This is a genomic window from Microbulbifer variabilis ATCC 700307 (assembly GCF_000380565.1).
GTDB classification, from domain to species: Bacteria; Pseudomonadota; Gammaproteobacteria; order Pseudomonadales; family Cellvibrionaceae; genus Microbulbifer; species Microbulbifer variabilis.
In genome coordinates this window covers 163,066-175,614 of sequence record NZ_AQYJ01000024.1, presented here as the reverse complement: position 1 = coordinate 175,614, position 12,549 = coordinate 163,066, and the positions used below count along the sequence as shown (strand labels likewise).

Annotated in this window: 10 protein-coding genes; 5 read left to right on the top strand and 5 right to left on the bottom strand. The window is 51.0% G+C overall.

What is annotated here, in order from left to right:
* The first annotated feature begins 731 nt into the window (after positions 1-731).
* Positions 732-1,817, top strand: a complete 1,086-nt coding sequence (locus tag G367_RS0107635) for a LacI family DNA-binding transcriptional regulator (protein ID WP_020412527.1) — start codon at positions 732-734, stop codon at positions 1,815-1,817.
* 27 nt (positions 1,818-1,844) lie between these two features.
* Here G367_RS0107635 and nagA read toward each other — a convergent pair whose 3' ends face one another.
* The gene (nagA, locus tag G367_RS0107630; protein WP_020412526.1) at positions 1,845-2,972 is read right to left on the bottom strand and encodes an N-acetylglucosamine-6-phosphate deacetylase; all 1,128 of its coding nucleotides are present in this window, start codon (positions 2,970-2,972) and stop codon (positions 1,845-1,847) included.
* A 48-nt stretch (positions 2,973-3,020) separates the two neighbouring features.
* On the bottom strand, positions 3,021-4,019 hold the full coding sequence (nagB-II, locus tag G367_RS0107625; protein ID WP_020412525.1) for a glucosamine-6-phosphate deaminase NagB-II: 999 nt from the start codon (positions 4,017-4,019) through the stop codon (positions 3,021-3,023).
* Positions 4,020-4,293: 274 nt separating this feature from the next.
* On the opposite strand from nagB-II, the gene G367_RS0107620 reads away from it, so the two are divergent.
* Entirely contained in the window at positions 4,294-5,160 is an 867-nt protein-coding gene (locus G367_RS0107620) for a DUF6279 family lipoprotein (protein WP_020412524.1), read from the top strand.
* A gap of 143 nt (positions 5,161-5,303) precedes the next feature.
* On the top strand, positions 5,304-6,581 hold the full coding sequence (locus tag G367_RS0107615) for an aspartate aminotransferase type Ic (protein ID WP_020412523.1): 1,278 nt from the start codon (positions 5,304-5,306) through the stop codon (positions 6,579-6,581).
* A gap of 75 nt (positions 6,582-6,656) precedes the next feature.
* Here G367_RS0107615 and olsF read toward each other — a convergent pair whose 3' ends face one another.
* The 3 genes from olsF to G367_RS23335 all read right to left on the bottom strand — a co-directional run bounded on the left by olsF (position 6,657) and on the right by G367_RS23335 (position 9,752).
* Positions 6,657-8,330, bottom strand: a complete 1,674-nt coding sequence (olsF, locus tag G367_RS0107610) for a bifunctional ornithine lipid synthase OlsF (protein ID WP_020412522.1) — start codon at positions 8,328-8,330, stop codon at positions 6,657-6,659.
* A complete protein-coding gene (locus G367_RS23340) occupies positions 8,327-9,118 on the bottom strand; it encodes a UDP-2,3-diacylglucosamine diphosphatase (RefSeq protein ID WP_040628410.1) in 792 nt (263 codons plus the stop codon). Before G367_RS23340 ends, olsF begins: the two co-directional genes overlap by 4 nt.
* Before the next feature lie 301 nt (positions 9,119-9,419).
* On the bottom strand, positions 9,420-9,752 hold the full coding sequence (locus G367_RS23335) for a DUF1820 family protein (protein WP_211214910.1): 333 nt from the start codon (positions 9,750-9,752) through the stop codon (positions 9,420-9,422).
* A 181-nt stretch (positions 9,753-9,933) separates the two neighbouring features.
* Between G367_RS23335 and miaB the strand changes: the two genes are divergently transcribed.
* Complete coding sequence (miaB, locus tag G367_RS0107595; protein ID WP_020412518.1) at positions 9,934-11,301, top strand: tRNA (N6-isopentenyl adenosine(37)-C2)-methylthiotransferase MiaB; 1,368 nt, start codon at positions 9,934-9,936, stop codon at positions 11,299-11,301.
* 208 nt (positions 11,302-11,509) lie between these two features.
* Entirely contained in the window at positions 11,510-12,538 is a 1,029-nt protein-coding gene (locus G367_RS0107590) for a PhoH family protein (RefSeq protein WP_026304992.1), read from the top strand.
* The last annotated feature ends 11 nt before the right edge of the window (positions 12,539-12,549 follow it).

Sequence of the window (12,549 nt, the reverse complement as noted above, 5' to 3'; positions counted from 1 at the left end):
ATCCATCCTTGAATAAGCAGTCCAATTGAGGGAGTCCCATCCCAACTATTCGGTTGTAGTGCGGCTGCAGATCTATCACCCGGCAACAGCGCTAAAAGTAAAAAAATCTATTTGCGCCACTGCGATAAAGATTAAAAATTTATTTCATAAAAAAAATAGGTTTGTAACTAAGAGACCAGTTCCTAGCCTCTAAGAGCACCGTTTTACTGAAAACCATCCACTTTCCGACCAAAACTCCACAGCCTGCAATATTCAGCTTGGCCAGCTCGCATGTTAGTTGGGCTATGTGGCAGCCACCTCCTCCCCTGTTCCGGGGTAGAAGCTTTTAACGCCCAGCGAACCTCCAAAACCCACTTAAAGGCAGCCCAACCTTAATTTGCGCCAATTATGTAGTAAAACTACAAAAAAATTCAAGTACTCACACATAGAATTCAGGAGAAAGAGCTAAGTACATTAAAAATGGCGTCATACACCTCTAAAATACCAATCTTAAAGGGAGTAACGGCGAGTTAATCAAAGTCGCTACTATCGACACAGCAGTCAAACTGTAAGAAATTTACACAAACTAAAGGTATTCACAGAGTGAGCCAAAAAAGGCTCTGACACCTGAACGGTGAATGACGGTAAGGCACTGCTAGAATCTTTGCCTGGTGGAGGCAGAGGGCCAACTACTGCCAAACTAGTAACCAGGCAGTCTCAAGGGAGAGTTCCCGCAGGAAGGATCGATATCAATGAAAGTCACTATCAATGACGTGGCGGAGCGAGCCGGCGTATCGATAAAGACCGTCTCACGGGTCATAAACAATGAACCCTCAGTTCGCTCAAGCACCAGAGCGCGGGTTCTCGAGGTGGTGGAAGCACTGAATTACCGCCCCAATCTGGCTGCACGCAACCTGGCCGGAACACACTCTTACTCAATCGGTTTTATCTACGATAATCCCAACGCTTACTACGTCATCGATATGCAAAATGGCATACTCGATGCGTGTCGGGCACAGGGCTACGAATTGCTGATACACCCCAGCAATGCCCAATCCAGTACCATTCATGAGGAGTTGCGCCGCCTGGTGGAGCAGAGCAGAGTCGCGGGACTGGTGCTAACCCCCCCATTTTCAGAAAGCCAGGAGGTAATCAATACGCTCAAAGCTATGGATGTAGAGTTTGTACGTATTGTCTCATCTCACGGCCACAAAGTGGCGGAAAGTAATTGCATCCTGATCGATGACACCGCCGCCGCTTTTGCAATCACGCAACACCTGCTGGATTTTGGGCACAAACGCGTTGCTTACCTAAGCGGGGGTACTGAGCACTTTTCCACCCAGGGACGCCTGGAGGGCTACAAGAAGGCCCTCCAAAATGCTGGATTACCTTTCGATGAGCAGCTAGTTGAACAGGGGGAATACTCTTTTGATTCCGGCGTAAAAAGTGCCACTAAGCTGTTGCAGTCTGCCGAACCGCCGACAGCAATTTTTGCCGGCAATGATGAGATTGCCGCTGGCGCACTGTTTGCGGCACGCATGCTCAATATTGACGTTCCAGAACAGCTGTCTATTGCCGGTTTTGAGGATAGCCCTTTTTCACGCCAAACATGGCCAAAACTCACCACCGCTCACCAGCCTAACGAGGAAATCGCCCAGCGCGCAGCGGAACTGGCCCTGGAGCGTATTCACTTCAAGAGCTGTGAGGAAAAGGGCATAAAAGAAAAGAATGGCGCAAAATCAACTAAGCAGAAAAGCAATACTGGCTGCTACTTCACCCCAAAGCTGGTCGTGCGTGAATCCACTGGAGCCGCTCCGCAAAAAAATGCCAGAAGATGACTCCTCCCAATTCAGCAAACACTGAGGTTACCTGGTAAAAACCTGGTAACCGCCAATCCAGGTTTTCTGTACCTGTATATCTTTATCAAGCAGGATCATGTCAGCTCTACTGCCAAGTGAGATTCTGCCCATATGCAGGCCCAGGAACTGCGCTGGGTAGAGGCTTGCCATGCGCAACCCCTCTTCAATCTTCAAATGACACCAGCGACAAATATTGCGTACTGCACCAATCATATCCAAGTGCGAGCCGGCCAGTTCCCCGGTACTGGAGGTCAGCTTATCTCTCTCCCGAGTCACCACCCGATCAAACAGTGGAAAACTAAGCGCATCACTGCCCACCAAAGGCATCGCATCAGTAACCAATATTAATTTGCCTCGGGGCTTGGCCTTTAAGGCAAGTTTCATTGCTTCGACACAAACGTGATGACCATCGGCGATCAAGCCACACCAGGCCTCATCCCTGATCAAGGCTGTGCCCACCATACCCGGTTCGCGTGAGTGCAGTGGCGACATGGCGTTATATAGGTGGGTAAACCCTGTCGCTCCGGCTTCCAGCGCAGCAAGCGCGGTTTTCCCATCCGAATTGGAGTGCCCCAGGCATACACAGACTCCCATAGATACCAGCCGATGGATATCCTCCACCGGTACGGTTTCCGGAGCCAGGGTAACAACTTTTATTCCCAGGTCGTCGCGTGCATATAGGGCCCATTCGGCATCACTCAGAGGGCGAATAAATGATTGCTCATGGGTGCCTTTTTTAGGCACACTCAGATGTGGCCCCTCAAAATGAATACCGATAACTCCAGGAATTTCCTGCCGAAGGGCCTCGCTGACTGCACTGGCAGCGAGCTGCATTACGTCGAGACGGTCAGTAATCAAGGTGGGGAGAAATGCACTGGTACCAAATTGCGCATGAGCTTTCCCTATTGTTCGCAGTGCCTCGACACTCGGCTCCTGATTAAACAGTACACCACCACCACCGTTAACCTGTATATCCACTAGACCCGGAGCTATCAAGCCGTGGACATACTGGGCGTGTGCTGGCGCAACACCTCCAAGAGAAACAATTCGCCCGTCATCACCGACAACCAGTGCCACGTCCTCAAGGATCTCCTCACCATCAAATAATCGCTCTGCTACCAGGGCAAAACCCACGCTCCCCTCCTCACTTAATCTCCCCACGGCGGGTTTACGGGCAAATTATTACACGGTATGGGTAACTTTCTTCAGCCCCGCGGGTTCATCTGGATTAATACCCCGGCTCACCGCTACATGGGCAACATCAATATAAAAGCGCTGCAATAGTGCCAATGGCGCTACTCGCGGGTGCACACCTTTACTCGGCACATGCAAATTAATCAGGGCACCGCCCCGCCGGATAATGTCATCGATTTGTTCGCTATGGCATCTGAAAGATTCATCTTCAATGGGGACATTCACCACGGTCAATTTATCTTCAACCAAAGTGACAGGGCCATGTAAAAACTCGGCACTGGAGAAAGACTCTGCATGAATGTTGCACACTTCCTTTAGCTTAAGCGCCAATTCACGCGTGATTCCATAGCCGGGCCCCCTGCCGAGTACTACCAGATTTTGCACCGCAGCCAAATCTTCAGGACGCAGCTGGATATCCGCGCGTACGGCAGCCTCCAGAGTATCCGGCAATTTCTCCAGAGCCTCTTTTAAAGCTTGATCTCCAGTCCAGAATGCCACCAACTGCAAAACAGCAGACAGAGTCGCCAGATAACTTTTGGTTGCCGCCACAGCCCTTTCCGGCCCTGCCTTTAAAGGGACCACCTGATCGACAATATCCCCAATCGGCGCCTCCTCATCATTCACCAATGCCACGGTAAAGGCGCCACACTCCTTTGCCATACGTGCCTGGGCAAGGATATCCGGGCTGCGACCCGATTGAGATATCACCAGCACAAGCGCGCCTTCCAACTTCAGCTTTCGCCCATAAACACTGGAAACAGAGGGTGCCGCAGCAAAGGTAGGCGTCCCCGTTTCAATTTCAATCAGATACTTAGCAAAAACGCCGGCATGATCGGAGGACCCGCGTCCCACAATCATGACAAAGCGCGGGGGCTGCGCGCGCAGGCGTTCACCGAGGTACGCCATAATCCCTGCATTATTCTGTAGCTGCTCAGCAATTCTTGCCGGAGCCTCCCGAGCCTCGACTTCCATTAAGGTGGTAGCCATGCCGAACTCCACTCGCGATGATATTTTTGCGCGGCTTTGCGCCTTGCACAGGACAAAAAAACAGTGCTGCAACAACTAGTCTAAATGCTGGCCACACACAGGCCATACCTAATTAGCACTATGGTTTGCCATTAGCATATACCCCTGCCAGCAAGGTGCTGTATTCACTGTATGCACAATCTTTAAGGCGCCACATCACAGGCCAATAGTTCATCATCTATGCTTGGGATTGACCCATCGGCAGCGGCCGAACAATTTCCACAGGAAAGAGTCGATGGCAAAGCCAGCTGGTACGCCAACATTTGTTTTCTGGCGCAATGTCGCGCTAATTGTCACCCTTCTATTAATCAGTAGCTGCTCCAGTATTCAATTTGTCTACAACAACGTCGATTACTGGATACGCTGGAAGGCTAACGACTACGTTAATCTGGACAGGATACAGAAAGGCGAACTTCAAGCTGCATTACAAAGCTTCTTCCGGTGGCACCGGCAAACACAGCTACCCCGCTACGCCGATTTCCTCACCAATCTGGCAGACAGAGTTGATGAGGGCGGTTTGGAGAATCCTCAGTTGGAGCCTGTGGAGAAACAGGTTGAGCTGTTCCTAAATTCTGCCAGCGAAAATGCTTACAACTTACTATTGCCTATTGCCGCGCAGCTCAATGATGAGCAAGTTGATGAATTACAAGGCAATCTTCTGAAAGAAGATCAAAAAAAACTGAAGAAATGGCAGCAGTCCCCAGAAAAAATCCGGCGTAAACGGGACAAGCAGATCCGCAAGGAAAGCGTCCGGTGGCTTGGCAGCCTGACAGAAGAACAAAAAAACCTGATTGCGGCTATGGTATCCAAGATGGAATACAACCCCATGCAACGCAGTGAGCAAAGGCTACTCTGGCAAGCAAAAGCCATGGAGTTATTGCGAACAAAGCCGACGGATTATCTGGACAAACTGCGTAGCCTACTCCTGAATCCAGAGCAGCTCTGGTCGCCACAATATCAACAGGCACAAGAGAAACGCAAACAGCAAGCACGTGAGTTGGCCAAGCAAATATTATTAAGTACCAGCCCAGCGCAAAGAAGTCACCTCAGCAATACATTGAGAGAATATGCACAAGACTTCCGCACCCTCGCCAGTCAATAGCATCCCCCCCTAATAACAGTCCCAATTCCTAGAACCAAAGTAGATTCAAAAGAAACTATTCATTCTGTGCCTAAACAGGGCTGACGAATCTGCATATAGGCTGCTAAGCTCGCCAACTCCAGTGACCTGCCAGGGGAAATTACGTGCATATTGAATCCGCTAATAGCGCCCAACTTACGGAATGGGAAAAGGAATTAAGCGCCCACTACGAACGCATTTGCCAACATGAACTGAACTTGGATATTACCCGGGGCAAACCTTCAGCGGAACAACTGAACTTATCCGATAAGCTTGATGGGATTCTCTCTGCCGATTATCGTGCCGCCGATGGCACTGACACTCGTAATTATGGTGGCCTGATTGGCCTCACCTGTGCGCGTGAGCTGGGTGCTGACATGTTGCAGGTACCCACAGAGGAGGTTATCGCCTGTGGTAACAGTTCCCTCACTCTGATGTATCACGCAGTTATGACCGGCTACCTATTCGGCTTTGCCGGCACCACTCCCTGGAGGGAACTAAAAGAGCCCAAATTTCTATGCCCAGTACCTGGCTACGATCGTCACTTTACAATTTGTGAGCAACTTGGCATTGGCATGATTAATATCCCCATGGGGGAGGGAGGGCCCGATATGGATGCCGTGGAAAAACATGTCAAGGAAGATGGCGATATAATCGGCATCTGGTGCGTTCCCAAGTACTCCAACCCCACAGGCATTACTTACAGCCCAGAAACCGTCGAGCGCTTGGCACAATTGGGACATACGGCAAACCCTGGTTTTCGTATTTTCTGGGACAATGCCTATTCAGTGCACGATCTCGGTCACTATGTGGGCCTCCCCAGCATCCGTTCTGCAACTCTGGAAAATGACACCGTAGATTCTGTATTGCAGTTTGCTTCCACCTCCAAAGTGACCCACGCGGGATCTGGGGTCGCGTTTGTCAGTGCGAGTAGCGCCAACCTGGATTCTTTAAAACAGCAGATGCAGGCTATGACCATCGGCCCAGACAAGGTAAATCAGCTACGCCACTCCCGATTTTTTGCCGAGCACACGACCTTAAAAGACCATATGCATAAACATGCTGATATTCTCAAACCTAAGTTTGAGTGTGTGCTGGAACACCTGCAAAATGGACTCGGCGATACTGACCTTGGTCGATGGGAAAAGCCCGAGGGTGGTTACTTTGTTTCTTTCAATACCCGCCCGGGTTGTGCAAAAGCGGTGGTAAAACTGGCTGCCGATGCCGGAGTCAAACTTACACCAGCAGGCGCCACCTTCCCCTACGGAAAGGATCCTGAAGACAGCAATATCCGTATTGCACCAAGCTTCCCCCCTCTGGACGAACTCGACACCGCCATGGCTGTATTTGTTCTCTGTGTAAAACTTGCGAGCATACGACAACAGTTGCAGAAACTGGCTTAACCCTTAAATACAGCTACGTAGAAAATACCAATAAAAAGGCGGCCAATAGGGCCGCCTTTTTATTGAGGAATTAAATCAGCTAGCCAAATATCGTTTAGCGAATTTCTCGTCAACCAAATGAAGGTCCACCACCACAAGTCCATCAACAGAATCACAGAATTCCGGGTCAATATTGAAAGCGTGAAAACTGGTTCCGCCCGGTTTGGTCAAGGCAGCATATTTTTTAAAAAGAGGTGGCAAAACCACCCCCTCTTCACGTAGCACCTGCTTTAGCTGGCGCATGTCCAAAACAGAATCCCCCGAAAGATCAGGCAGGGGTTCACCAGCCTGTAAGAAAGGCAATCGAGCATCACCGAGAGAATTCTCTGGGGAAAAATAATGGGAAAAATAGCGCACAATTGCGGACTTGGCACGCACCGAAAAAGTTCCCGGCATTGATACCGGTCCGAAAAGATAACGCACTTTACTGCGCAACACCCACTGGCCGATCGCGTTCCACAGTAAATCGAGGCCGCGCCCGCGCCAATATTGAGGTAGCAGAAAACTGCGTCCCAACTCTGCCGACCCAGGCAGGCATTGACTGGGTGGCAGAGGGTAATTGAACAGAGTGCTGCTATAAATTTCACTCTCGCCCAGAGACTCTGTACTTGCTATGCGATAGGCCCCTGCAATTACCTGATACTCATGGTCCCATAAAAGCAGATGATCGTAGTGAGCATCAAAGCAATCCCAATCCCGGCTTTGCCCCGTACCCTCACCCACGGAACGGAAAGCTACCTCACGCACCCTTGCCAACTCTCGCATCACTGGACAATCTGCCCTCTGCCGGTAAAGACGTACAGAAAACGCTCCCTGTTCGGCCAACACCTCACAGTTATCAATTACATGCGCCACCTCCGTCTGAGATTCAGCCGGCGCAATCAACTCTGGACCAAGAGGTGCCGGCGAACTCTGCAGTTTGTAAACATGCTTTCGCCAAAGTGCCGCCTGGGCCCGAGGGGTCAGCGGCCAGCTGCGGAAATGCTCCGCCTCAAGCGGATGGCCAATCCGTATATCAATACCGCGTCTCTCCTGCTTAAACATTTCCCGGATCAACCAGAGTGTTGAAAGAGGTTTATTCAGCATGGACAGACCGTAAAACCACCAGGAATTTCTGCCGAGCACCTGTACAGGAAGAATTGGAGCATTGACTCTTTCTGCGAAGCGCACGAAGCCCGGATTCCACCGACCGTCACGCACCCCCTGCGGGCTAAAGCGCGATACTTCCCCGGCGGGAAAAATAATAATCGCCCCCCCTTCTTCCAGGTACTCATAAATTCCCTGCACATCTGCACGGCGGGTGCATCCACGGAAATTATCCACAGGCAGGAAATAGGGGCGTAACGGTTTTATATTCCACAGCAACTGACTTGCCACCGCACGGACATCCTTGCGCACCCGGGCCACCATATCAATCAGAGCGAGCCCATCGAGACTGCCCAGCGGGTGGTTGGCTACGATAACCAGCGGTCCATTGACCGGAATCCTTTCCAGCTCAGAGGGATTCAGTTCATAGCGAAAATCCAATTCACTAAAGAGCTGCCGAATAAAATCAAGCCCTCCCAGATGTGGATAGTTTCGACCAAACTCCACAATCCGCTCTTCACAACAGATTTTTTTCAGAGTTGCGGAGACAATTTTACGGGTTGGTTTTTGCGGCGCAGCGCTATACCAAGCATTTTTTTGTAGGAGTGCTTCCAATTGGATCATGCTGCCACCACCTCCGTCATTATGCTGGCAATTTTTGGTGCCCTGTACCAGTGCAACAACTCCAAGCTACCGTCGTGCTGTTCAACCACCGCGCTCATAGAGTCAACCCAGTCACCACAATTGGCATAAGTCACAATGCCCTCCCCGATCTTTTTTTCCCGTAGCGCGGGGCGATGGATATGTCCACAAATCACACCATCCACGCCACGATTTACCGCTGATATCGCGGCAATATCTTCGAAGTCGCTCATCATTTGCCTAGCCGCACCCACCCGGTTTTTTATCTGGCTGGCCAGGGACCACCAAGGCTTATCGAAGCGGCTGCGCCAGTAATTTATCCAACGATTAAAACGCAGCATCAGGTAATAACTGCGATCCCCAATGTGATAGCTCACCGGGTGCATTTTTATATGGTGTTCAAATTGATCCCCATGAGTGACCCAGTAACGGCGACCATTACAGGCCGTATGTACCCAGTCACGCTCTATACGGATATTGCCGAGGCGCTTACCTGACCAGCTGCGCATGGGTGCATCGTGGTTTCCGGGGATATAAATCACTTCCGGAATCTCATTACTCAACTCAGAGAGCATCCCCAATAACATGCTGGATGCCTGACACCAGGTGCCTCGCCCTTGGGACAGGGCATGCATATCAAAAATATCACCCACCAGATAAACCGTTTCGGCTCGATTTTGCGCCAGGAAATCCGCCAAACGATGGGGCTCACTGTCTCTACTACCCAAATGGACATCGGATATCCACAGCGCGCGGTAGCGATTGCTCATAGAAAGGTTCCAGCATTTGACCAGTTATTAGCTGCGATCAATTGCCTCTACCAACAGAATGGGAGTGAACTTCAGCTCATTTCCACTCAGCCAGGATTGCAGGCGATAGTTCGCAAGCTGCGATCAAGCAATGGAAATAAGGTCGCTGATCGCCCTGGCAATCACTTTGCAGCGATTTGATGACAGTCACGAGGATTTTTATTGAAGCTTATATTGCAGTGAAACCCGCTAGACTGCGAGGGCTTTAGGCGCCCGAATCAGCCTGGCCCAAGGCCCGCTGACTCGGTAAAAGGAGGGAAGATTATTCGGTGTCCTGAGGATGACGAATGGGCGGCGCAAAGGGGAATTTTGCAACTTTATCGCCTTTAACCTCGACAATTTTACCAGTTCCCTCTTTCTCCACTTCATCGATACGCACAATACTGTGCATCGGGATATAGGAGCGAGTTACCGAAGCAAATTCTGTTTTCAGCTTTTCTTCACTGGGGTCTACAACCAGCTGGGCCTTCTCCCCAAATACAAACTCTTCGACTTCGATAAAGCCGTACATATCACTCTGATAAATAGCCCGGGCATAGAGTTCATACACCTGGCTCTGGTTGTGGAAAATCACTTTATATATCGGGTTGGCCATAAGTTTCTCAGGATGGGGAATACCCCGAAGCTCGAAATTGTTCAGAAAGCGGGCAAAGCCCGAAAAAGCGCGCAAGAATAGCACAGGTTCTCAAGGGCTAATATAGCCATCTATGCAGTGCCTGGTCCTGTCGCTATAATGCCCCACCCGTTTAATTGACCAGTTTTTAATCAGGCACAATATGTCCGATACACCGGCTAAAAAGCTATACATCAAAACCCACGGCTGCCAAATGAATGAGTACGATTCCGCCAGGATGCGCGATCTGCTCGGCGAGTCACACGCCATGGTACCCACCGACGACCCTGAAGAGGCGGATGTGCTACTGGTCAATACCTGTTCTATTCGCGAGAAAGCCCAGGAAAAACTATTCCACCAGCTGGGTCGCTGGAGACGCCTCAAGGAAAAAAACCCCGAGCTGGTTATCGGCGTCGGAGGCTGTGTGGCCAGCCAGGAAGGCGAGGCAATCGCCAAGCGTGCGCCCTATGTCGACCTGATTTTCGGTCCGCAAACCCTGCATCGCCTGCCAGAGATGATGGAAACCAAAGAGCAGAAAAATGGCGTGGTCGTCGTAGATATCAGTTTCCCTGAAATCGAGAAATTTGACCGACTGCCCCAACCAGAAGCTGACGGCGCTACCGCCTTCGTCTCTATTATGGAAGGTTGTTCCAAGTACTGCACCTTCTGTGTGGTTCCCTATACCCGCGGAGAGGAAGTGAGCCGTCCAGTTACCGATGTACTGGAAGAGATTGCGCACCTGGCGGACCAGGGAGTACGCGAAGTCAACCTGCTGGGCCAGAATGTAAATGCCTATCGCGCCACTGGTGAAGACGGTCACGAGGTAGATTTTGCCGAGCTAATTACTTATGTAGCGGCAATCGATGGTATCGACCGTATTCGCTACACAACATCACACCCGGTTGAGTTCTCCGATGCCCTGATCGATGTGTATGCGCAGGTACCAGAACTGGTTAGCCACCTCCACCTTCCGGTGCAAAGTGGCTCAGACCGTATCCTGATGGCCATGAAACGCGGCCACACAGCTTTAGAATACAAGTCCAAGATCCGCCGCCTGAAAAAGATACGCCCGGATATCTGCCTGTCTTCTGACTTTATTGTCGGCTTCCCTGGTGAAACCGACAGGGACTTCGAAGCCACCATGAACCTGATCCAGGAGGTAGGCTTCGATATTTCCTTTAGCTTCATCTACTCTCCGCGCCCGGGTACGCCGGCAGCAGACTTGCCGGACGACACTCCAGAAGACCTGAAGAAAGAGCGCCTGCAGCTGCTGCAAAACCGTATCAACCAACAAGCCGCAGCCATCGCCCGGCGTATGGTGGGCAATACTGAGCGGGTTCTGGTCACTGGCGTCTCCAAGAAAGACCCGGGACAATTGCAAGGGCGCACGGAAAATAACCGTGTAGTCAATTTCCGTGCCGATAACTTGGCATTGATCGGTAAGTTTGCCGATGTGGTAATCGAGGAGGCCTTGCCTAACTCATTACGTGGCACACTGGTCACTTCAGAATTGGAAGAGGCTCTGTTCTAAGCCACTACAGGCAGCCTTACCATCGGCAAGATGCTTTTTAAAAACACATCTTGCCGCCAAACTGCCCCTTATAACCTGGCTAAATTACAAGACGTAATTAAAATTAGGTAAAGTTAGAACCTATTGGTAGCACTCAAGACTTTCCCATACGGGGAAAATGGGTATACCCTAGCAATGAACCCTACAGATTAAGGTGCCGGAAACCAATTTGGAAACTCATACCCTAGCTCACAGCATTACTCTCGAACCCAACGACGCCCGCCGTCTCGCAAATCTCTGCGGCCAATTTGACCAACATCTACGCCAAATTGAACAACGACTGGATATTGAGATCCGCAATCGTGGCAACCAATTTGCCATCTATGGCGAACCTAAGCCTGCCAAGGCTGCAGGTGAACTGCTGAGCTTTCTCTACAAGGAAACCGACTCCCAAAACCACCTTACGCCCGATGAGATTCACTTGGCCCTGCAGCAGGCAGGCGTCGAGGAACTGCTCAATAAAGGCGATGAGGAAGGTTCCTCAGAAGTCGACCAAGTAGTCTTAATTCGCACTAAGAAGTGTTCCGTGCGCCCGCGCGGGCTGAATCAACGCAAGTATGTGCATGCCGTTCAGTCCAATGATATCAATTTCGGCATAGGCCCAGCTGGCACCGGCAAGACCTACCTGGCAGTGGCCTGCGCAGTTGAGGCCCTGCTCAAGGACCAGGTAGAGCGCATTCTGCTGGTGCGCCCGGCGGTGGAAGCCGGGGAAAAACTGGGTTTTCTGCCTGGCGATTTAAGCCAGAAGGTAGACCCTTACTTGCGCCCCCTGTACGACGCTCTCTACGAGATGCTCGGCTTTGAGACGGTTGGCAAGCTTATCGAACGCAATGTGATCGAAGTAGCACCACTGGCCTATATGCGGGGACGCACCCTGAATAATGCCTTTGTCATTCTTGACGAAAGCCAGAACACCACTCGCGAGCAGATGAAGATGTTCCTGACGCGAATTGGTTTCGGTTCCACCGCAGTAATCACAGGGGACCCCAGCCAGGTAGACCTGCCCCGCGGTCAGGCATCGGGCCTGCGCCACGCTGTTGAAGTGCTCGGCAAAGTCAACGGTATCAGCTTTACTCATTTCGGCGCCAAAGACGTGGTACGCCACCCACTGGTTCAGCGTATTGTGGAAGCTTACGATATCCATGAGGCTGATCGGGAAATGGACGTCTCCAACAAGGCTGGCGAGAATGCCGCCTGAGGTTTCGTCGT

What these genes read in the sequence shown, in the direction of transcription:
- olsF (WP_020412522.1), bottom strand. Translation starts at nt 8,330, where the DNA reads ATGATCCAATTGGAAGCACTCCTACAAAAAAATGCTTGGTATAGCGCT.
- G367_RS0107620 (WP_020412524.1), top strand. Translation starts at nt 4,294, where the DNA reads ATGGCAAAGCCAGCTGGTACGCCAACATTTGTTTTCTGGCGCAATGTC.
- G367_RS23335 (WP_211214910.1), bottom strand. Translation starts at nt 9,752, where the DNA reads ATGGCCAACCCGATATATAAAGTGATTTTCCACAACCAGAGCCAGGTG.
- G367_RS23340 (WP_040628410.1), bottom strand. Translation starts at nt 9,118, where the DNA reads ATGAGCAATCGCTACCGCGCGCTGTGGATATCCGATGTCCATTTGGGT.
- nagB-II (WP_020412525.1), bottom strand. Translation starts at nt 4,019, where the DNA reads ATGGCTACCACCTTAATGGAAGTCGAGGCTCGGGAGGCTCCGGCAAGA.
- miaB (WP_020412518.1), top strand. Translation starts at nt 9,934, where the DNA reads ATGTCCGATACACCGGCTAAAAAGCTATACATCAAAACCCACGGCTGC.
- G367_RS0107635 (WP_020412527.1), top strand. Translation starts at nt 732, where the DNA reads ATGAAAGTCACTATCAATGACGTGGCGGAGCGAGCCGGCGTATCGATA.